Source organism: Mesorhizobium sp. P171375 (assembly GCF_057786075.1).
This window is the reverse complement of record NZ_JBYNWF010000001.1, coordinates 3103688-3124320: the sequence shown is the minus strand read 5'-3', so window position 1 is coordinate 3124320 and position 20633 is coordinate 3103688. Positions and strand designations below refer to the sequence as shown.

The following is a 20633-nucleotide window of genomic DNA, read 5'->3' as shown; positions in this document are numbered from 1 at the left end:
TTCCCAGATTCCCTACACAATTTGCAGCCGGCGCAGTATGAAAGCGGAAAGCCTGCGATCCTTCGCGCCCCCCTCTGCCCTGCCGGGCATCTCCCCCACGAGGGGGGAGATTAGCAGCTTCAGCGTCTCGCTCATTCTCCCAACAAAAAAGCCGCCAGGTCGCCCGGGCGGCTTCATGTCAGCGAGCTAACCCCACTCAGTTCAGCTTGGCCTTCACGTCCTGGAGCGCGGACTTGAACAGGTCGGCGCCGGCCTTGGCATCGACCTTGGCCGCAAGCAGCGTGCGGGCTGCCTCGACGGCGATGTCGACGGCGCTGGCGCGCACCTCGGCGACTGCCTCGCGCTCGGCCTGGCCGATCTTTTGCTCGGCAAGCGCGGTGCGCCTGACAACATAGTCCTCGGTCTTCTTGTGCGCTTCGGCGGCAAGCATGTCTGCCTCGCGCTTGGCGGCGGCGACGATTGCCGCGGCCTCCTGCTCGGCTTCCTTGCGCTTCTTCTGGTACTGGCCGAGCAGCTGCTGGGCCTCGTCGCGCAGCTTGCGGGCTTCATCAAGCTCGTTGCTGATCTTGGCGGCACGGGCGTCGAGCGCCTTGGCCATCAGCCCCGGTACCTTGATGTAGACGGCGATGCCGAGGAAAATGACAAGGGCGACGGTGGCCCAGAGCGTCGCGAGCGATGTGGCGTCCATGATGTGCTCCTCAGCGGGCCACGGATTTGACGGCCGCCGCGATCTCGGCCTTGCCGGTCTTGCCGCCGACAAGCGCTTCGACGATGGCCGAAGCGGTGTCCTCGGCGATCGTGCCGACTTCCTTCATGGCGTTGGCCTTGATGGAAGCAATGCTGGCCTCGGCCTCGCCGAGCTTCTTGTCGAGCGCGGCCTCGACCTTCTTGCGGGCAGCTTCGGCTTCGGCCTTGGCCGCGTCGTTGGCCTGCTGGCCGATCGCGTTGGCCTTGGCCTTGGCTTCCGTCAATTCCTGCTCGTAGGCGGCAACGGCGGCGTCGGCCTCGCCCTTCAGCCTGGCGGCCTGGTCGAGGTCCTGGGTGATGCGATCGCTGCGCACGTCGAGGATGTCGCCGAGGCGTGGCATCACCACCTTCTTCAGGAACAGGTAGAACAGCCCGAACGTGATCGCCAGCCACAGAAGCTGCGACGGGAACGTCGCCGGATCAAATGGCGGGAACGTGCCGTGCGCCTCGGCGGGCACGCCGGTGCCGGAATGCGTTTCGCCTTCCGTGCCGGTATGAGCGCCTTCGGCGGCGGGTGCGGACTCTTGCGCAAAGGCAGATGTCACGAACATGGACTATCCCCTGATATCAGGCATGGCCGCAGGGTAGCGGCCGGCCTGTCCAATCTTCTCGAGTGCTCAGCCGAACAGGGCGAGAAGCGCGATCAGAAGCGAGAAAATGCCCAGAGCTTCGGTCACGGCGAAGCCGAAAATCAGGCGGCCGAACTGGCCATCGGCGGCCGACGGATTGCGCAGGGCGCCCGCCAGGTAGCTGCCGAAGATGTTGCCGAGGCCAATGCCCGCGCCGCCCATACCCAGGCAAGCGATGCCGGCGCCGATGTACTTTGCTGCTTCTGCGTCCATTTCAAAACTCCTTTGGATCTGTAATTCCGTTGCAATTCCATCCAGCGAAGATGCCGGAAACTCTCGATTAGTGCCCGGGATGCAGGGCGTCGTTCAGATACATGCAGGTCAGCACGGCAAAGACGTAGGCCTGCAGGAAGGCGACCAGCAATTCAAGGGCCGTCAGCGCGACCGCCATGGCCAGCGGCAGCACCGAACCGGCGACGCCGACGGCGCCCAGCGCGCTGAGGCTGACGACGAAGCCCGAAAACACCTTCAGCGTGATGTGACCGGCCAGCATGTTGGCGAACAGACGCACCGAAAGGCTGACTGGGCGCGAGACGAAGGAAATCACTTCGATCAGCACCACCAGCGGCAGCAGGAAGACCGGAACGCCATGCGGCACGAACAGCTTGAGGAAGCCCAGGCCGTGTTTCGTGAAGCCGTAAACAACGACGGTTCCGATGACAAGGGCGGCGAGACCAAAGGTGACGATGATGTGGCTGGTGACGGTGAAGAAGTAGGGGAAAAGGCCAAGCAGGTTGGCGACAAGGACAAACATGAACAGCGAGAACACGAAGGGGAAGAACTTCATCCCTTGCGTTCCGGCGGCGTCGCGCAGCATGTTGGAAACAAACTCGTAGCCCATTTCCGAGACCGACTGCAGGCGCCCGGGAATAAGGCTGCGGCTCGAGGTAGAGAGGTAAAGAAACGCCGATGCGACGAGCACGGTCGCGACCATGAACAGGGACGAATTGGTGAAGGACAGGTCATAGCCGCCGATGTTGATCGGAATCAGCTTGACGATATGGAACTGGTGGATCGGATCGACCTTGTCAGCAGCCATTTACATCCCCGTCAAAGCCGCGAACGGCCTCAGTGTCCTTATGCGCCATTAACGGCGCCAGTTCATTTGTTCGGATCGCGCGACTTCTCGCTTTTTCCGAATTCCGCCACAACACCTGCCGAACGCAGGACATTAAGCACGCCGGCGCCAAAGCCCAGCAACAAGCCGACGACCAGACCCCATGGCGAGGTTCCCGCCACACGATCCAGAAACCAGCCAAGGCCCACACCCACCACTATCCCGGCGATGAACTCGCTGGACAGCTTGAGCGCCTGGCCATATCCGGCCGTCGCCTTCGCGCCGTCATTCCCCTCTAGCCGATCCGGCCGTCTTGTCGCAAGCGATGCTCCAAGCTCGCGCCGGCGGCGCTCGAGTTCTTCGTCGCGGATGTCGGCTTCATGCTTGCTGCCGCGGCCGGTTTCTCCGGTTCCGTGTGGCCCATTCTTGTCGGCCATCGAACCCCCCTGCCCGGTCAGACCGTCACCGTCCGTCCGCTTCTAAAGTCGCCGGCAACATAGTTAGAGGGTCCACGCCCGTCAAGCCACGGGCGGGACTTCAAAGTCATGTATTTTTTCTAATGAAATCAATCTCTTGCCGGGGTGCGACATCGTGCCCGGCACTATGGGGTCGGCACATGCCCCGAATCCGTCCGGCGACCGGCGTCCGATTTCGGCGCCCGGGGGCTTTTGCGGCTCGTAACAGACGGCAGCCCGAAGGGCTCAGCTCCAGCCGCCGCCATAGGTGCGGTAGAAGATATGCAGGCCGATCTTGGTCATCTTCTGCATCGTGCGGGCCCAACCCGGATGGACATAGTTGGCGTAGTAATGGGTCGATGAGCCGACTTCCGGAATGAAGATCTTGCCGGCGGTGACCGCCATGGCGACATCCTGCGCTACCTTGTAGTTGGCGGGGCTCTCGATGCGCTTCTTACGGCCGTCGCAGGCGAAGGAGAACTGGCAGCGGTTCAGCCAGTTGTCGTTCTGGTAGACGACGCCGCAGATCGAGTTCGGATAGGCCGGATTGCGGACGCGGTTGAGGATGACCTGCGCGACGGCGGCCTGGCCGCGCACGGATTCGCCGCGCGCCTCGAAATAGATGCCGTTGGCAAGGCAGGCCTGCTCCTTCTTGGAGAAGACGCTGGCCGGCAGCGGGTTCTGGATCCACGAGTGATCGCCCTTGGCCATCGGCGGAATGAAGCGCCCGCTGTTCGGCTCCTCGTCCTGCAGCAGCGCCTCGAAGGGCGAGGCCTTGGCGTAATCGGGTTCGGCCTGGGCATAGGCGGTAGCCAGCACGTCCGGCTTGTCATTGTTGACGAGGGCGGCAAGCATGGCCGGCACGCCGGGATCGGGCTTCTTGTCCACATTGGTATGGAAGGCCTGGGCGATCTGGATTTCCTTGCCCTTGATGCCGGGCTTGGCGAAGGCCAGCTTCAGGCCGCTGTCCATGCTCGGCCGCAGCAGCGAAGAGGTGCGCTGGAAGATCGAGCCGGCATTGAAGTTCTTCGGCGGCGCAACCGGCGAGACCTGGATGATGCGGCCTTTCTTGTCGGCGCGCATGATGCGGTCCTCGTCGGGCGTGACGCCGGCGACATTGCCCTTGCCGCGAAACGAGACCTTGCCAACGCCGGGCAGACGCACGCCCGAGCCCGAAAGCGAACCGGTGGTGACGGAATCGATGAAAGGCATTTCAGCGGCATGGACCGAACCGGCGACGGAGCGCTCGACATAGGAATTCCAGCGGGTGCCCGATGCTTCGAGGCCGGAAATCAGGCTGCCCATGTCCTGGTAGGCGACGACGGTCGGAAAGCCGATCCAGATGCCGAGCCCGATGACCAGTGGCGATACGAAGGAACGTTTTTTCTCACCGGCGGCGGCAGCCAGCCGCTTCAAGACACGTCGATGCACGGGGAACTCTCCAGAAACGCCACTGAGCCACTGGAGAGCCAAAGTGAAGCATTAACCTTGATGCGGGGTTAACGTTAATGATGGTGTTTTTCCGAACCGGTCCGAAATGGGACGCCGGTTCGATGCGATGGAACCGTCAGTTCGGCCGCAGCAGGATCGGCCAGGCGGCGAGTGCGCAGAGCGCCCCTGCCAGCCAAACGCCAGGCCACGACCAGACGAGCAGCAATGCCGGAATGGCCGTCGGCACCACGAAGAAGGCGATGAAGACGAAGCTGTTGGCGAGCCCGAGCGCGGTTCCGGCGCGGCTGGCGCCGGCCAGCGTGGCAAGCTCGGTGTAGGCGACGCCGTGCCAGGCGGAGACCGAGATGCCGGCAACGACCAGCAGCACCGCGATCGCCGGCATCAGCGCGGCGTGCGCGCCCGGCGTGGCTCCTGCCGCCAGGACCAGCAGGCCGAGAGCCGCAAAGCCAAGCGCGCTCGTCATGCTGCAGAGGCGAAGGAACCAGCGGCGGTTGCCGTGGCGGTCGGTGAAGCGGCCGCTCCAGACGCGCATGATCATGGCGCCGGTCTGCACCGCGGCAAGGCTGGCGCTGATCGTCAGCGTGCCCATGCCGGCGAAATCGTGCAGGAAGACGGAGGCGAAGGTCAGCACCGCCACCTGCGGAAAGCAAAGCAGGCCGATGGCGGTGGCGATGCGCCAGACCTCGACATTGCGCAGCGGCGCCGGACCGGCCGGCTTTGTCGTCGCAATGCCTCCGGCATTGTCGATCTCCGGGTCGACCTCCGGCGGCTGATGCAGCCAGCGCCAGGCAAACAGCGCCGAGACAGCGTTCACGGCGGCCAGCAGCCCGAAGACTGCCGCGAAACCATGCGCCGATGCCAGCGACGGCAGGACCAGTGCGCCGAGCCCGCCACCGAGCGGCACCGCCGTCTGCCTGATGCTCATCGCAAAACCACGCTCGCCCTCATGGAACCAGGCCATGATGGCGCGGCCGCTGGAACCGTTGACGCTGCCGCCGAGCAGGCCGGTGGCCAGAAGGCATGCGGCCAGCATGGCAACGCCAGGCACATAGGTCGCCGACGGCACGATGAAAAACGCCATCAGCGCAAGCCAGGCCGCCGTCGCGCCGAGACCGGTCAACAGCACGCCGCGATCGCCCCAGCGGTCGGTGAGCAGGCCCCAGGGCAGTTCGCTCAAGGCGACGCCCAGGCCGAGGAGGCCGAGGACGAGGCCGAGATTGCCGTTGGAGAGCTGATAGCCCGAGCGCAGAAACACCGCTGCCGCCGGTATGCCGGCGAAGGTGGCGGAGAAACTGGCATTGGCGGCAACGCCGATGCCGAGCACCTTCCAGCGATGATTGGCGCGAAATCGTTCGGCCTTCGAAATGGCGGTGACGGCGGCGGCTCGACCAACCCGGCGTTGCTCACAATTTGCGTCGGCAATTGACATGGCGGAACTCCTGTAATGGCCCTTCCGGACCCTTGACGCCTTGTCTCTACCGCCATAACTTCATCCCGAATATCGGGAAGTTTTTGACTATTATTCCTGAAAATCAGGATTGTTGTGATGCGACGCGTAACCTTCGACCTTGATGTCCTCAGAAGCTTCGTCACTGGCATGGAACTCGGCAGCTTCGCCAAGGCCGCCGACCGGCTCGGACGCTCGACCTCGGCGGTCAGCGCGCAACTGAAGAAGCTGGAGGAGCAGGCGGCGACGCCGATCTTCCGCAAGTCAGGCCGCGGCCTGGCGCTGACCGAAGCCGGCGAGACCATGCTTGGCTACGCCAGGCGGCTGCTCGAGTTGAATGACGAGGCGGCCTCCGCCATCCACGACGTCGAACTGGAGGGCTGGGTCAGGCTCGGCCTGCAGGAGGATTTCGGCGAGGCGGTGTTGCCGGAGGTGCTTGGGCGCTTCGCCCGCGCGCACCCCAAGGTCAAGATCGAGGCCAGGATCGGACGCAGCTATGAACTTGCCGAGAGGATCACATCAGGCAACCTCGACATTGCGCTGGCCTGGGACAGCGGCCAGGCGCTGCCCTACAGCCGGCATGTCGGCGATGCGCAATTGCGCTGGATCGGCCCGGCAAAGCTGATCGAGACCAGCCTGCGCGAGGGCGAGGCGCTGCCGCTGGTGGCGCTGGAAGCGCCCTGCCTTTTGCGCACGGTGACGACGGAAACGCTGGACCGCGCCGGTCTGCCGTGGCGGATGGCCTTCTCCAGCCCCAGCCTTGGCGGCATATGGGCGGCGGTCGCCGCCGGGCTCGGCTTGACGATCCGCACCGATATCGGCCTGCCGGCCAATGTCAGGGCGATGGCGCCGCAGATGCTCGGTTTGCCCGCACTGCCGACCATGGCGCTGGTGCTGCACCAGAAGGACGCCGAACTGGATCCGGTTGCGGCGCGGCTGGCGGACATATTGTTGCAGGCGGCGATAGAGGCGCTGCCGGAGGGTGCGCGGCTGAGGGAGGTCGCTTAGGCGCGATGATCATCCGGCGTCGAGTTCCCGCACACCCCCCTCTGTCCTGCCGGACATCTCCCCCGCAAGGGGGGAGATTGGATGGCGCGAGTGCTCTCGCGAATCTTCAATCCTGCAAGAAAGGCGCCGTTAGAACGAACTGCTGATCTCCCTCCTTGCGGGGGAGATGGCCGGCAGGCCAGAGGGGGGTGCTGTCCCGCAAACATTGCAGAGGATTCCCAGAAGCGAAGGCGTGCCCAAAGGCCGGCTGCCTCACTTGCGCTTGTTCGCCCGACCCGCGAACGGATTGTCCGAAGTCCGCAGCGCTATCCGGATCGGCACGCCCGGCATGTCGAAGGCTTCGCGCAGGCTGTTGGAGAGGTAGCGGACGTAGGATTGCGGCATCGCATCGGGCCGCGAGCACTGGACGACAAAGCCCGGCGGCCGCGTCTTGGCTTGCGTCACATACTTGACCTTGAGCCGGCGGCCCGCAACGGCGGGTGGCGGATGATGCGCCAGTATGCTTTCCAGCCAGCGATTGAGTTTGCCGGTCGAGACGCGGCTGTTCCACACCTTGTGCGTCTTGATGACGGCATCCATCAGCTTGTCGAGGCCGCGGCCGGTCTCGGCCGAAACCGTCACCGCCTGGATGCCGCGCACCTGCGGCAGCAGCCGCCCGGTCTTTTCGCGCAGTTCGGCCAGCAGTTCCTGCGGATTGTCGATCAGGTCCCATTTGTTGAAGGCGATGACCGGCGCCCTGCCCTCGCGGATGATCAGGTCGGCGATCTGCAAATCCTGCTTCTCGAAGGGGATGGTGGCGTCGAGCACGATGATGACGATCTCGGCAAAGCGGATGGCGCGCAGGCCGTCCTGCACCGACATCACTTCCAGCTTTTCATGGATCCTGGCTTTGCGGCGCATGCCTGCCGTGTCGAACAGCTTCAGGCGGCGGCCATGCCAGTCCCAGTCGACGGAGATCGAATCGCGAGTGATGCCGGCTTCCGGGCCAGTCAGCAGCCGCTCCTCGCCGATCAGCGCATTGATCAGCGTCGACTTGCCGGCATTGGGGCGGCCGACGACGGCGATGCGCATCGGCTTGGTGTCGTCATAGGTCGCTTCAGCATCGGGATCGGTGATGTCCTCGCCGATCAGCACCTCGCTGGCGGCGACCTCTTCCTCGGTGTCGTCCTCTTCCTCGTCGAAAGCGCGCTTTTCGCCAAGGGCTTCGATGACAGCGTCGCGCAGGTCGGGCATTCCCTGGCCGTGCTCGGCGGAGACCGGGATCGGCTCACCGAGACCGAGCTCCCAGGCCTCCAGCATCCCGCCCTGGGCGCCCTTGGCCTCGGCCTTGTTGGCGACCAGCACCACCGGCTTGCCGGACTTGCGGACAATCTCCGCAAAGGTGCGGTCGTCGGGCAGCAGGCCGGACTTGGCGTCGATGGTGAAGAAGATCAGGTCGGCTTCGCGGATGGCGATCTCGGTCTGCGCCCGCATGCGGCCGGGCAGCGTCGAGGCGGCCGCGTCCTCGAAACCGGCGGTGTCGATGACATCGAAATGCAGGTCATAGAGTTTGGCCGCGTGGACGCGACGATCGCGGGTGACGCCCGGCGTGTCGTCGACAAGCGCCAGCTTCCTTCCGACCAGCCGGTTGAAAAGCGTCGATTTGCCGACATTGGGCCGGCCGATAATGGCGACTTTGAAGCTCATCCGGCCCTACAATCCGTCATCCATCGCCCAAAACCGCAGCGCATTTTGGGCGACGCGTATCATGACGCGCCCGAGCCGCGGATCAGTTCTGACATCAGCGTCGCCCGCTGGCGCGCATTGCGCGGGGCGCCATCATCGGCGGCGATCTGGTCGAACAGTTTCAGCGCATCCTGGGTCTTGCCTTCCTTCCAGGCGGCAAGGCCGAGCGCTTCGCGCGCCGTGTGGCGCAGCGTGTTGTTGTCGGCGGTCAGCGCCTCGACGCGGCTGGAGACGTCAGCGAAGGAGCCGTGATCGACCAGCAGCAGAGCTGCCCGCAGGCGCGCCATGTTGCGAATGCCTTGAGGAATGGCAGTGTCGGCGGCGACGCCATCGAAGTCGGCGACGGCGGCGGCAAAGTCGCCCTTGTCGGCCTTGATGGTTGCCGCGCGCATGCGGGCGAGAAGCGGATAGGCGCCGTAGCCATCCTTTTCCAACTGCTGAAGTGCTGTCAGCGCATCGTCGCTCTTGCCGTCATTGGCAAGCTTCAGCGCCTGCGAAAAGGCGTCGCCAGAGCGGTTGGCGCGGCTCTCGTCCCAATAGCGGTAGCCGACGAAGGCAGCCGTGCCGAGCACCACCAGGATGGCAAGGCCGAGGATCGCCGGACCGAAACGGTCCCACAGCGCCTGCGCCTGCTCGCGACGGATCTCGTCGTTGACTTCGCGGATAAAACTGTCGTCGGACATCAAACAAAACCATTGCTGCCCCGGAAGGGGCGCTTCTTGAGCCCGCGTTTTAGCGAAATTTTGTCGGCATGGAAGGGGCTGGGCAGGAAAATCGGCTAATCGCCGGGCAAGCGGCTGGAGCCTGCCCCATCCCGACGGGGTCGGGATGGGGCTCCATTTCCTTTTTGAGCATGATCTTTTCCGAAAACCGGTCTCCACTTTTCGGGATCATGCTCCGGGCGCCGACCGCACCTACGCCACATTTTGCCGATAGCCGGCTTTGACTGCCTCCGGATCAAGCCCAGATTGCCGATGCCTCTTCTGTCGCGCGTTGTTGCGTTTTCCACAGCCATGCTTGCCACGGCGGGCGCTGTTTTCGCCGACCCGCCGGCCGCACCCGTCCCGGCCAAGCCGAAGCAAGTGGTCATCATCTCGTTCGACAGCGCCCGCGAGATCTCGCAATGGCAGCGCAGCCGGGTGCTGGCGAAACGCACCGGCGCGCATTTCACCTACTTTCTGTCCTGCGTCTTCCTTTTGTCGCCGCAGACGCGCGCCGAATACACGCCGCCGGGCAAATCCGCGGGCAAATCCAACATCGGCTTTGCCACCTCGAAACAGGAGGTCGCCGAGCGGCTCGACCAGATCGGCCTCGCGGCCGCGGAGGGTCATGACATCGCCAGCCATGGCTGCGGCCATTTCGACGGCAAGGACTGGAGCAAGGCCGACTGGCTGAAGGAATTCGCGTCGTTCGAGCGCATTCTGGAGAACGCCTATGCGATCAACGGCATTACGCCCGAGCCCGCGGGCTGGCGCGATATTGCCCATACCGTGGTCGGCTTTCGTGCGCCGTACCTCTCGACCAGCAAAGGGCTCTATCAGGCCCTGCCTGAAGCCGGCTACCACTATGATGCCAGCGGTGTTTCAAAAGGCCCGGTCGGGCCGCCAACCGGCGGCGGCCTGACCCGCTTTTCATTGCCGCAGATCCCGGAAGGCCCGAATTCAAGGCCGGTGATCGCCATGGACTATAATCTTTATGTCCGCCATTCCGGCGGCTTCGAGCGACCGAGCCAGGCGGTCGAGTTCAGCGAGCGGACCTACCAGGCCTTCCGCGCTGCCTTCGACAAGCAATATCAGGGCAAACGCATTCCGCTGGTGCTGAGCTTCCATTTCACGCTGATGAATGACGGCGCCTACTGGAACGCGCTGGAACGCTTTGCCGGCGAGACCTGCGTCAAAGCCGATGTCGAGTGCATCAGTTTTCGCGACTATGTGGCGCGGCAGCCTGGCGCCGAGAGGCAGGCGGCGGTGGGCGGCTGAGCCGCCCACCGTTTGCATCACAAATTCAGTCTGTACTCAGGCAGGATCTTCGGCGCTCTGCCGCTCCAGGTAGCGCCGATCAATATCCGGCAGCGGCTCGCCTTGCAGTGTCGCTTCGAAGGCGCGCAGGCGTTTGTGAACCGACTGAAGTTCAACGATGGTCGACCAGGAGGTGAGCAGAAACTGCAGAGACCCGGTAACCTTGCCGAAGGCGTTCGAGATCTGGTTCAGCGCGCCAAAGGTGATCTTGTGCGCAACCAGTGACGGCCCCAGGATCAGCAGTGAGAAAATGTTGTCGGCCTGCAGGTAGGTGTAACGGACAACGTTGAAATAGATGTAGTGGAAATAGAGCCTGAAATAGTTGTGACGAACATTCGCGAACAGCTCGGCAGTGGTGGCTGGCTGGGCTCTGTCCGCATGGTCCTCGCCGTAGACCAGTTCCTTGCGGTAAGCAGCTTCAACGCGCTGGTTACGGAATTGTAGTCCCGGAAGCTTCAGACCGGCGACCATGACCGAGATCGTTCCGAACAGACACCAGGCCAGTGCCGCGACCACCAATGGCTGAGGGATCGCACCGACAATCGGCAACTCACTGATGTGGGACTGCAATTGGATCATCACCGGCAGGAATGCAATCAAGGTCATGATCGACTGGACGAAGGTAGCGCCGAGATCCTCCATGATCTGCGAGAAGCGCATTGTATCTTCCTGGATACGCTGCGAGGCGCCCTCGATATGGCGAAGTCTGCCCCAGTTCTCGACGAAATAGTTGTTCATCGCCGTGCGCCAGCGGAAGATCCAGTGGCTGACGATGAAGGCATTGACCACCTGCACATTCATGCCAACCAGCGCGAGCCATGAAAAGTCGGCCAATCCGATGTAGAATTCGCCATCGGTTGACTTTCCCGTTCCGGACATCAGCCCTTGCACATAATCAAAGAAGGGGCCGTACCAGGCGTTGACGGCGACGCTGACCTGCACATTGAAATAGATGAAGAACAGGATGACCGCCGTCATCAGGATGGACCAGCGTTGCCAGGGATGCGGTGAATACCAGCTCCAGAACGCGTAGAACACGAGCACGCAGAACGCGAAATAGAGATAGAACCAAAGGAATGGCTTCGACATGAGGATGGCGATGCCGATGATGGGCGGCGCGTCGGCGGCGGCCGGTGGCATGCCGAACAGGGCCCCCAACTGCTCACCTCCAAAAAACCAGAACAGGATTGCGGCAAGGCTCCAGATGGCGACCGAAGAGAAGAACAGCTTCGGCTGCGGGAAGAAGGATACGAACACTGTGGCGATTTCCTCGGTCGATGCGCAAATCAGCGGGGTTGCCGTTCAGCGGGCATAAAGTCACACATTAGGTGGAAAGCAAATGCCCGTGCCCGATGCCCGGCATCGAGCAAGACCACAATCATGGCGATTTTGGCGCAGCCGACCAGGTGATCTCAGCAGATACCAGCAATACGGCAGCAGCTACGATCGAGGCGAGGAAGAAGTTGCCAGAGGCCTGCGCCAGCAGGCCGGCGACGATCGGGCCGACGATCTGGCCGATGCCGAAGGACGCAGTCATCAGCGCGAAGATGCAGCGCGGCGCCTGTGGCACGAGCAGCCTTGCGGTCTGCAGGCCGAGCGCGGTGATGGCGATGAAGGTGCCGCCGAGCAGGACGCCTGCCAGCAGCGGCCCGACGGTGCCGCCCATGGCGACGCTGGCGGTGACGCCGACCACTTCGACCAGGCAGCCCACGGCGTAGGCTGCGTAGAGCCCGATCCGTGCCGATATCTTCTGCCAGAGCCAGACCGAGGGAAAGCCGGCAAGGCCGGTGACCATCCAGACGGTTGCCTCGAAGACGCGGCCGCCGCCACCCTGGCGGACGATGGCGACGAGGAAGGTTGCCGTCACCACATAGCCGAAGCCGAACAGGCCATAGGCGATGATGACCTTCATCAGCGAGCGGTCCTTGGGCAGCGCCGGTTCGCGGCCGGCCACGCCATTGACGGGCGAGGTCCCGCCAGCGAGCCAGGCGACGAGCGCCAAGCCGCCAGCCGAAATCGCGCCCGACCACAGCCAGCCCGCCGGCCAGCCGGCATGTTCGGTGACCAGAAGAGCCATCAGCGCCGAGGATGCGGCGATGCCGAGACCGACGCCGCCGAAATGCAGCGCCTGCAGGTCGCTTCTGTTGGCGGCAGCCAGATGACCAAAGACGATGCTGGCCATGAACACCATGACGAAGGCGCTGGCGAGACCGGCGAGGAAACGGATGACGATGAAGGCGGTCATCGTATCGGTCAGCCCCATCAGGGCGGCGAGCGCAGCACTTGCGGCAAGGCCGCCAAACATCAGCATGCGCTCGCGCCCATGCGCCCAGCCGCCGGCCGCCGCAAGCGCACCGACGAGGTAGCCGAGATAATTGGCCGAGGCGATCCAGCCGGCATCGGCCGGCGACAGATGCAGCTCTTCCATCATGCCGGGCAGGATCGGCGTGTAGACGAAGCGGCCGATGCCCATGGCGACGGCCATGGCAATCATTCCGGCGAGAGCGAGGCGAAGGGGTGACGGCGCGGCATTCATTGCAGCGCACAATAAGGGTGCCCGGTGGGGAGACAATGCGCTTGAATTGGGCCAGGGCAGCAGCTTTGGCGAAACGCCCGGTTGCACAGATTGGAGCGAAAACTTCTGCGTCAGCGCCGCCCCTCATCCGCCTGCCGGCACCTTCTCCCCGTAGAACGGGGAGAAGGGGGCTAGTCGTCCGCCTTGGCGCCCTTTCCTGCAGCGCTGGTGATTGGCGAAACCTTCGACGCAGGCGTCTTTCTCCCCGTCACTATACGGGGAGAAATGCCCGGCAGGGCAATGAGGGGCGGCGCCGATGTCGACGGTATCGTCTCTTTCTCTACCGCGTCCGCGATTTTCACCTGCAGCCTGCTTGCGCCGTCTCATAAGCGGTGCGGCGTGCCGTTAAGCGGAACGGCATGTCGCCGAGCTCGCGCTCCGACATGGTGTCGAGCACCGGATGCGACAGCGGATCCGTCACCCAATTGACGGCATCGCCGTCGGGGCGCCGCCGCGTGTAGCCGGCGGCAAAGATCTTGAGCAGTGATATGATCGTCACCATCCTGGCCTCCACGGTCTGTGTGTCCAAGACCCACTGTCTCGGTCTGACTGTCCCGCTAAAATCTGCCTTGTCGGGCTGTCTTTCAATTGAGATTTCAGCCGTAGCGGTTTAGAAAAACTGAAATGGCTATGCTGAATCGCGTCCATCTCAACGGCTTGCGCGCCGCCGAAACCGTTGCCCGCCTCGGCTCGCTCGCGGCGGCCGCCGGCGAACTCAACGTCTCTGTCAGCGCCGTCAGCCAGCAGATCAACCGCACCGAAAAGCAACTCGGACAGGCGCTGTTCGAACGAACCGCAAGCGGACTGGTGCTGACCGAGTTCGGCAGGGTGTTTTCCGCCAGGCTGGGCGCCGGTTTTCGCGAACTTGCGCAGGCGGTGGCGCTTGCCGACGAGGCAAACCAATGCACGCTGGTGGTTTCGGTAGCGCCGGCCTTCGCCTCGAAATGGCTGCTGCCCAGGCTGTCGCGGCATTTCGATCGGCATCCCAACGTGCTGCTGCGCATCGACGCCTCGGCTCAGCTGGCTGATCTTGACCATTCCGACGTCGACATCGCCATCCGGATGGGTGATGGCACCTGGCCGGCCGGAAGGGCCGAACTTCTGCTGGCGCAGGAAGTGTTTCCGGTCTGCGCGCCGGTGATCGCCAGCAGGCTCCACGCGATCGAGGATCTGGCGAAGACCTGCGCCATCACCGACGAGCGGACTATGATCAACTGGGAGAGCTGGTTTGAAGCCGCCGGCGTCGAACCGGTCACCTTCCGCAAGGGCGCGCGTTTTACCGACCCGATGCTGTGCCTGGAATCGGCGATCGCCGGGCATGGCGTGATGCTTGCATGGCAGTTGCTGGCCGCTGACGCATTGGCCGATGGCCGGCTGGTCGCGCCTTTCGGCGTTCGCGTGGACAGCGGGCTCGGCTACTGGATGGTCACCTCTGCCAGCAAGGCCGAAAGCCGCAAGGTGCGGGATTTCAGGGTCTGGATCCGCGAGGAGATCGCGCAGACCATGGCGCAGTTCAGTGCGCTGGAGAGTGCTGCCTAGACTCTGGCCCAGCGCAATGGCGGTGGAAAGGATGCCGGCCCCGGTCTATGTAAAGTCAGATCAAACAGCACGGCAGGCAGGATCATGACCACACATTCGCGCGGCGTTTCCGCAACCATTGACCCGGTGAAGCTCGACAGGCTGGCCGAAGTCGCCATCAAGGTCGGACTGCAATTGCAGCCGGGGCAGGATCTGGTGCTGACCTCGTCGATCGCGGCGCTGCCGCTGACCAGGCGCATCGTCGAGCATGCCTACAAGGCCGGCGCGGGGCTGGTGACGCCGATCTTCAATGATGACGAGATCACGCTGGCGCGCTTCCGCTACGGCGCGGACGCGGGCTTCGATCGCGCCGCCGGCTGGATGTATGAGGGCATGGCGAAAGCCTTTTCCAACAATGCGGCACGGCTGGCCGTGCGCGGCGAAGACCCGTCGCTGTTGTCGGCGCAGGACCCGGCCAAGGTGGCGCGCGCCAACAAGGCGAACTCGATGGCCTACCAGCCGGCGCTGGAGAAGATCACCGGCTTCGACATCAACTGGAACATCGTCGCCTACCCGGATCTCCCCTGGGCCAAGCAGGTTTTCCCCGGCGACGCCGACGATGTCGCCGTGGTCAAGCTCGCCGATGCCATCTTTTCGGCATCGCGAGTCGATGTGGAAGATCCGATCGCAAACTGGACGGCGCACAATGCAGCGCTGCGCGGCCGCACCGAGTGGCTGAACGGCCACAATTTCCATGCGCTGCATTTCACCGGGCCGGGCACCGACCTCACCGTCGGGCTGGCTGACGGCCACGAATGGATGGGCGGCGCCTCGACGGCCAAGAACGGCGTCACCTGCAACCCGAATATCCCGACCGAGGAAGTCTTCACCACGCCGCATGCACGGCGCGTCTCCGGACATGTCTCCTCGACCAAGCCGCTGTCCTACCAGGGCACGCTGATCGACGAGATTTCGGTACGCTTCGAGGACGGCAGGATCGTCGAGGCCAAGGCGTCGAAGGGCGAGGATGTGCTGAAGAAGGTGCTCGACACCGACGAGGGTTCGCGCCGGCTCGGCGAAGTGGCGCTGGTGCCGCATTCCTCGCCGATCTCGGCCAGCGGGCTGTTGTTCTTCAACACGCTGTTCGACGAGAACGCCGCCTGCCACATCGCGCTCGGGCAGTGCTACTCGAAGTGCTTCGTCAACGGCGCCTCGCTCAGCCAGGACGAGATCGCTGAGCGTGGCGGCAATAAGAGCTTCATCCACATCGACTGGATGATCGGCTCGGACAAGATCGACATCGACGGCGTCCACAGGGACGGCGCTCGCGTGCCGGTGATGCGCAAGGGTGAGTGGGCCTGAGCTTGCGGAGGGTCGGATGACCTTCGAACTGGCGGTTAAACGCGCCTACGAAGCACTCGCGTCCGATGACGGGCAGCGTGTGCTGGTCGACCGCATCTGGCCACGTGGTATCAGCAAGGAGGATGCCGCGCTGACGCTGTGGCTGAAGGACATCGCGCCGAGCGATGAATTGCGGAAGTGGTTTGGGCATGAGCCGGCTCGGTGGGCGGAGTTTCGGAAGCGGTATGCGGTCGAGCTGGATGGCAATGGTGAGGCGGCGGCGCAGCTGCGCGGCTTGCTCGGCAAGGGCAAGGTGACGCTGCTCTATGGCGCGCATGATGAAGCGCACAACAATGCGGTGGCGCTGGCGGGGTATTTGCACGGGACGGACTGACGCGCGCTTAGATTTCCAGAGGCTGGAGATTGGAGAAAGCCGCAGCGACGTCCAATCTCCCCCCTTGCGGGGGAGATGCCCGGCAGGGCAGAGGGGGGTGCTGTCCCTCCGGCCCAAGAGCCTATCGCGGCGACTTGAGTAGGTTGGTGCGAGGAGGAAATTCGTCAGGGTTGGCGATCCTTCACACCCCCCTCTGGCCTGCCGGCCATCTCCCCCGCAAAGGGGGAGATCGGCAGCTTCGCCGCCCCGCCTACTTCACCGCCGCCTCATAAACATCGGCCTTGAACCCAACCAAAATCCGATCCCCCAATTCCAGCACCGGCCGCTTGATCATGGTCGGCTTGGCCAGCATCAGCTTCTTGGCCTTCTTCTCGTCGAGGCCGGCCTTGTCCTTGTCCGGGAGCTCGCGAAACGTCGTGCTGCCCTTGTTGAGCAGCTTTTCCCAGCCGACCTTGCCGACCCAGCCATCCAGCTTGCCCGCGTCGATCCCCTCGGCCCGGTAGTCGTGGAACCGGTAGGGCACATCGTGGCCCTCCAGCCAGGTGCGCGCCTTTCTGATCGTGTCGCAGGTGGTGATGCCGTACAGCGCTTCCCTTGGGCTGACAGTCGAATCCGCCGGACAGCCTAAAACCGCCCTTCCCGCTTTGCCAGCATCCCGACCGCTACCAGCGCATTTTTAGGCCTTGCCAATACTAAGGAAATTTCCTAAATGTTTGCGAAATCGGCAGAGGAAAAGCCATGGCAAGGATCGTTGTGTCGGAATTGATGTCCATCGATGGTGTGACGGAAGCGCCTGGCGGTGAGCCGGGTTACCGGCACACGAACTGGGTCGGCAAGCGGCACGAGGCGGGCATGATCGAATACAAATTCCAGGAGGTGCTGGACCACGAAGCCCTGCTCATCGGCAGGGTGACCTATGAAAGCTTCGCCAGCGCCTGGCCGACCTACAAAGGGCCATTCGCCGACCGGATGAACGGTATGGCGAAATATGTCGTCTCCTCGACGCTGAAGAATCCGGCATGGAACAACACCACCGTGCTGCAAGGCGATCCGATCGCCGCGATACGCAAACTCAAATGGGAGACGAAGGGCGATATCGTGGTTGGCGGCAGCCGCAGGCTGGTCAACGCACTCAAGCAGCACGATCTCGTCGACGAATATCGGCTGATGGTGTTCCCCGTCATCCTGGGCAGCGGCGCGCAGCTTTTCGACAGGACGGAGGACGCGACCGACCTCAAGCTGGTCGACACGCGCGCCTTCGGCAACGGCGCGGTCGTGCTCACCTATCATGTGGAGCGGGTATCATGATGGCCGGTCTGCAAACCGCAACGCCCAGTCCTCCGCCGATCGATGGCATCTTCCGCGCGCTGGCCGACCCGACGCGGCGGCGTGTGGTCGAGCGGTTGAACCGCAGCCCCGCCTCGGTCAGCGAACTCGCGCAGCCTTTCGAGATGGCGCTGCCTTCCTTCATCGAGCACCTCAAGGTGCTGGAAGGCTGCGGGCTGGTGCGCTCGGAAAAAGTCGGCCGCACCAGGACCTATCAGCTGGCGCCCGAGCCGCTGCAGCTTGCCGAGAACTGGCTGGCCGAACAGCGCGCGCTGTGGGAGCGCCGCCTCGATCAATTCGACGCCTATGTGATGAGCCTCAAGGAGCAGGAAAAGTGAGCTATCCTTTCAAGCCCGACCCCAGACTGGATCTGACGCTGGAGCGCGTGCTCGACGCGCCGTGCGAACTCCTGTGGCGCGCCATGACGGTGCCGGAGCATGTCAAGCAATGGTTCACCCCAAAGCCCTGGCTGATCACCGATTGCGAGATCGATCTGCGGCCAGGCGGGCTGTTCCGCACCCGCATGCAGTCGCCCGACGGCAAGGAGGTCAACGACCGTCACTGCTGCTATCTCGACATCGTTGAAAACGAACGGCTGGTGTGGACCGATGCGCTGCTGCCGGGCTATCGGCCGTCAGGCGAGCCCTTCATCACCGCGGTCATTTCCCTTCAGCCGGACGGCAAAGGCACGCGCTACACCGCCACCGCCATCCACCGCGATGCGGCCACCCGCGACAATCATGAAGAGATGGGTTTCTTCGACGGCTGGGGCACGGTGGCCGACCAACTGGCGCAGTATGTGAAGACGATTTGAGCTTGTCGCAGGCGGCCAGGAACGTTGTCCTGGCCGCCATTCTTAAAATCACGCAAGCGAATCGGGAGCCGGCGGCATTCCGGCCCTCAGTAGTAGAAGCGCTCTTCGGTGATCTTGCCGTTCTTGACCGTGTACACACCAACCTCGTCCATGGTGACACGCTCGCCTGTCGCCTTGGGCGTAATGTCAAACTTGAAGCGCACCGCGAACTGGTCGCCGTTGACATAGGGACCCTCGACCGAGCCGCCATGGGCGATGGCCATTGGCCCCTCCATGGCTTCGAGGCTGACGATATCGTCGGCATTGTATTTTTCACCAGCACCCAAGTGATCACCCTGCTGGAGCAGCTCGGTGAAGTCCTTGGCAATATCCGCGATGGTCATTTGTGTTCCTCCTGTTCAGACGCATTGCAAGTAGGGAAGCCTTCGCTGGCCCGCCACCTCTGCCCGCACGATAGCTGACAAGCGGTGTCAGGACGATGGATATAGCGCAGCTATGTGACGACGAGTTGGGCGGCGGCGACGGCGACGTCGGTTGCAGACACAAGCCAATTCCGCAATGCTAGGTGTATGTGCAACCTCTACAACATCACGACGACGCAAGAGGCTGTCCGCCAATGGACGCGCACATTACGCGATATCAGCGGCAACCTTGAGCCTTCGGTCGACATCTATCCCAATCAGCCCGGTCCGGTCGTTCGCAACACGCCCGACGGAGAGCGTGAGCTGGCGAAAATGCTTTGGGGTTTGCCAACACCGCCAGAGCGCATGAAGGGTAAGGCCGACTACGGCACTACCAACGTTCGCAATCCGCAATACTCGCACTGGCAGCAGTTTGTCGGCGTCGAGCATAGATGCGTCGTCCCGGTGACCAGCTTTGCCGAACCCAGCCCTGCACCGAACGACAAGGACCCAGACACAGGCATCCAGCGCAATTATTGGTTTGCCCGTGACGAAAGCCGGCCGCTGTTCTTCTTCGCTGGTTTCTGGACCCGCTGGCAGGGCGTGCGAAAGGTCAAGGACGGTCCCGGCGACTTCGAGTTGTTCGCCTTCATGACAACCAAGCCTAACGCCCTCATCGCGCCAATTCATGAGAAGGCGATGCCCGTGATCCTAACCACGCCGGAAGAGACCGAGGCTTGGCTGACAGCGCCATGGTCAGAAGCACGGCATTTGCAGCGGACAGCGACCGACGACGCGTTGGTGATCGTCGAGAAGCCAGCTACACAGATCAAGTTCACGCAGTTGGCGCCGGCGCAGGGGTCTCTGTTCTAGGCCGGGATCGGCTCTCCTCAATCGTCGTCTCGCCAGATCACCCGGCGAACCATGCGGATTTCGACAAGACGCCTGACACGAATTTTCAAACGCTCGGTTGCGCTAGGCAGGATGATGCTGGCGTCAAGCTCGCGACCTTTGCAGCGCTCACACCGCATGTGCCGTTCCACGTCCCAAAAAGGTATATCACCGACCAGCTTTGCGAGGTCGCCAGGGAGATAGTGTCGAGTGATGTTGCAGTGCCGGCATCGGATACGAATTAGCTGCCCGACCTCGTGCGCCAGGCACAGGGTTTGCACATTTCGGCGCGGTCGGGTGCTCAGTTCGGGCATAAGACAAGGTAGGAATATGTTCCTTGTCGAGTCAATTCACACTTAATTCCATCTTCCTTTTTCACCGCCGGCGGTTGGACGCAAAGGCAGACCAACCGCCGTGGTGAACCTGACCTAAGGCCTACTACTCCCCGTAGCCGACAATGCCCTTGACCTCGAGGAAGTCGTGGATCGCCCAGTCGGCGTATTCGCGGCCGTTGCCGGACTGTTTGTAGCCGCCGAAGGGGGCGAACGTGTCCGATTCCGGATAGTTGATCGAGACCTGGCCGGCGCGCAGCTGTCTGGCCACCTTGCGGGCGTGCTCGATGTCGCCGGATTGCACATAGGCGGCGAGACCATAGACGGTGTCGTTGGCGATCTTCACCGCGTCTTCGTCATCCTTGTAGGAGATGACCGACAGCACCGGACCAAAGCCTGACATAGTAGCCGCGGTTCAGGTGTTCCGGCCGGCCGGGGCCACCGGTGACGAGCGTCGCGCCTTCCTTGATGCCGGCTTCGATCAGCCGCTGGATCTTGGGGCG

23 protein-coding genes and 1 pseudogene are annotated in these 20633 nt (G+C 63.2%); 9 read left to right on the top strand and 15 right to left on the bottom strand.

The features are described from left to right. Positions 1-196 precede the first annotated feature (196 nt). The 7 genes from ACYHH6_RS14870 to ACYHH6_RS14840 all read right to left on the bottom strand — a co-directional run bounded on the left by ACYHH6_RS14870 (position 197) and on the right by ACYHH6_RS14840 (position 5769). Positions 197-688, bottom strand: a complete 492-nt coding sequence (locus ACYHH6_RS14870; RefSeq protein WP_352584511.1) for a F0F1 ATP synthase subunit B — start codon at positions 686-688, stop codon at positions 197-199. 10 nt (positions 689-698) lie between these two features. Continuing rightward, a complete protein-coding gene (locus ACYHH6_RS14865; protein WP_352584509.1) occupies positions 699-1298 on the bottom strand; it encodes a F0F1 ATP synthase subunit B in 600 nt (199 codons plus the stop codon). Between the two features lie 66 nt (positions 1299-1364). Next, positions 1365-1589, bottom strand: a complete 225-nt coding sequence (locus tag ACYHH6_RS14860; protein ID WP_006206606.1) for a F0F1 ATP synthase subunit C — start codon at positions 1587-1589, stop codon at positions 1365-1367. Between the two features lie 67 nt (positions 1590-1656). After that, positions 1657-2415: a F0F1 ATP synthase subunit A gene (locus tag ACYHH6_RS14855; protein ID WP_112567034.1), complete on the bottom strand. Its 759-nt coding sequence runs from the start codon at positions 2413-2415 to the stop codon at positions 1657-1659. A 62-nt stretch (positions 2416-2477) separates the two neighbouring features. Next, complete coding sequence (locus ACYHH6_RS14850) at positions 2478-2870, bottom strand: AtpZ/AtpI family protein (protein WP_352584507.1); 393 nt, start codon at positions 2868-2870, stop codon at positions 2478-2480. 264 nt (positions 2871-3134) lie between these two features. Beyond that, positions 3135-4319, bottom strand: a complete 1185-nt coding sequence (locus tag ACYHH6_RS14845; protein WP_352584505.1) for a cell wall hydrolase — start codon at positions 4317-4319, stop codon at positions 3135-3137. A gap of 136 nt (positions 4320-4455) precedes the next feature. Further along, entirely contained in the window at positions 4456-5769 is a 1314-nt protein-coding gene (locus ACYHH6_RS14840) for an MFS transporter (protein WP_352584503.1), read from the bottom strand. Positions 5770-5886: 117 nt separating this feature from the next. On the opposite strand from ACYHH6_RS14840, the gene ACYHH6_RS14835 reads away from it, so the two are divergent. Then, positions 5887-6795 (top strand): LysR substrate-binding domain-containing protein, encoded by a 909-nt coding sequence (locus ACYHH6_RS14835; RefSeq protein WP_352584501.1) that lies wholly within the window; start codon positions 5887-5889, stop codon positions 6793-6795. Between the two features lie 252 nt (positions 6796-7047). Here the strand turns inward: ACYHH6_RS14835 and der are convergent, their stop codons facing one another. Both der and ACYHH6_RS14825 read right to left on the bottom strand, forming a co-directional pair. Further along, a complete protein-coding gene (der, locus tag ACYHH6_RS14830; RefSeq protein WP_352584499.1) occupies positions 7048-8481 on the bottom strand; it encodes a ribosome biogenesis GTPase Der in 1434 nt (477 codons plus the stop codon). Positions 8482-8540: 59 nt separating this feature from the next. Then, entirely contained in the window at positions 8541-9203 is a 663-nt protein-coding gene (locus ACYHH6_RS14825; RefSeq protein WP_352584497.1) for a tetratricopeptide repeat protein, read from the bottom strand. Between the two features lie 291 nt (positions 9204-9494). Here ACYHH6_RS14825 and ACYHH6_RS14820 point away from each other — a divergent pair, with 291 nt between their 5' ends. Beyond that, positions 9495-10499 (top strand): polysaccharide deacetylase family protein, encoded by a 1005-nt coding sequence (locus ACYHH6_RS14820; protein WP_352585219.1) that lies wholly within the window; start codon positions 9495-9497, stop codon positions 10497-10499. 36 nt (positions 10500-10535) lie between these two features. On the opposite strand, the gene sbmA is transcribed toward ACYHH6_RS14820, so the two are convergent. From sbmA to ACYHH6_RS14805, 3 genes are all read right to left on the bottom strand, one after another. Then, entirely contained in the window at positions 10536-11795 is a 1260-nt protein-coding gene (sbmA, locus tag ACYHH6_RS14815) for a peptide antibiotic transporter SbmA (protein ID WP_352584495.1), read from the bottom strand. A 121-nt stretch (positions 11796-11916) separates the two neighbouring features. Continuing rightward, positions 11917-13032: a YbfB/YjiJ family MFS transporter gene (locus tag ACYHH6_RS14810; protein WP_352585217.1), complete on the bottom strand. Its 1116-nt coding sequence runs from the start codon at positions 13030-13032 to the stop codon at positions 11917-11919. A 379-nt stretch (positions 13033-13411) separates the two neighbouring features. Beyond that, positions 13412-13615 carry a hypothetical protein gene (locus ACYHH6_RS14805; RefSeq protein WP_352584493.1) on the bottom strand — a complete coding sequence of 68 codons (204 nt, stop codon included), beginning with the start codon at positions 13613-13615 and terminating at the stop codon, positions 13412-13414. Positions 13616-13737: 122 nt separating this feature from the next. Here ACYHH6_RS14805 and ACYHH6_RS14800 point away from each other — a divergent pair, with 122 nt between their 5' ends. The 3 genes from ACYHH6_RS14800 to ACYHH6_RS14790 all read left to right on the top strand — a co-directional run bounded on the left by ACYHH6_RS14800 (position 13738) and on the right by ACYHH6_RS14790 (position 16366). Then, positions 13738-14652 carry a LysR substrate-binding domain-containing protein gene (locus ACYHH6_RS14800; RefSeq protein ID WP_352584491.1) on the top strand — a complete coding sequence of 305 codons (915 nt, stop codon included), beginning with the start codon at positions 13738-13740 and terminating at the stop codon, positions 14650-14652. Between the two features lie 84 nt (positions 14653-14736). Beyond that, on the top strand, positions 14737-15993 hold the full coding sequence (locus tag ACYHH6_RS14795; RefSeq protein WP_352584489.1) for an aminopeptidase: 1257 nt from the start codon (positions 14737-14739) through the stop codon (positions 15991-15993). A 16-nt stretch (positions 15994-16009) separates the two neighbouring features. Then, positions 16010-16366 (top strand): DUF488 domain-containing protein, encoded by a 357-nt coding sequence (locus ACYHH6_RS14790; protein ID WP_352584488.1) that lies wholly within the window; start codon positions 16010-16012, stop codon positions 16364-16366. A 250-nt stretch (positions 16367-16616) separates the two neighbouring features. On the opposite strand, the gene ACYHH6_RS14785 is transcribed toward ACYHH6_RS14790, so the two are convergent. Beyond that, positions 16617-16952: an ArsC family reductase gene (locus ACYHH6_RS14785; protein WP_352585215.1), complete on the bottom strand. Its 336-nt coding sequence runs from the start codon at positions 16950-16952 to the stop codon at positions 16617-16619. Between the two features lie 152 nt (positions 16953-17104). Here ACYHH6_RS14785 and ACYHH6_RS14780 point away from each other — a divergent pair, with 152 nt between their 5' ends. The 3 genes from ACYHH6_RS14780 to ACYHH6_RS14770 are packed head-to-tail and all read left to right on the top strand — an operon-like array spanning position 17105 to position 18506. Beyond that, positions 17105-17674, top strand: coding sequence for a dihydrofolate reductase family protein (locus ACYHH6_RS14780; protein ID WP_352584486.1), 570 nt, complete (start codon positions 17105-17107; stop codon positions 17672-17674). Further along, complete coding sequence (locus ACYHH6_RS14775; RefSeq protein ID WP_435053245.1) at positions 17671-18030, top strand: ArsR/SmtB family transcription factor; 360 nt, start codon at positions 17671-17673, stop codon at positions 18028-18030. Before ACYHH6_RS14780 ends, ACYHH6_RS14775 begins: the two co-directional genes overlap by 4 nt. Further along, on the top strand, positions 18027-18506 hold the full coding sequence (locus ACYHH6_RS14770; RefSeq protein WP_352584484.1) for an SRPBCC family protein: 480 nt from the start codon (positions 18027-18029) through the stop codon (positions 18504-18506). Before ACYHH6_RS14775 ends, ACYHH6_RS14770 begins: the two co-directional genes overlap by 4 nt. Before the next feature lie 86 nt (positions 18507-18592). Here ACYHH6_RS14770 and ACYHH6_RS14765 read toward each other — a convergent pair whose 3' ends face one another. Continuing rightward, a complete protein-coding gene (locus tag ACYHH6_RS14765) occupies positions 18593-18889 on the bottom strand; it encodes a SnoaL-like domain-containing protein (protein WP_352584482.1) in 297 nt (98 codons plus the stop codon). 186 nt (positions 18890-19075) lie between these two features. On the opposite strand from ACYHH6_RS14765, the gene ACYHH6_RS14760 reads away from it, so the two are divergent. Continuing rightward, positions 19076-19780: an SOS response-associated peptidase gene (locus tag ACYHH6_RS14760; protein WP_112565647.1), complete on the top strand. Its 705-nt coding sequence runs from the start codon at positions 19076-19078 to the stop codon at positions 19778-19780. A gap of 456 nt (positions 19781-20236) precedes the next feature. On the opposite strand, the pseudogene ACYHH6_RS14755 reads toward ACYHH6_RS14760, so the two are convergent. Further along, a pseudogene (locus tag ACYHH6_RS14755) lies at positions 20237-20633 on the bottom strand (aldehyde dehydrogenase family protein); the annotation flags it as partial.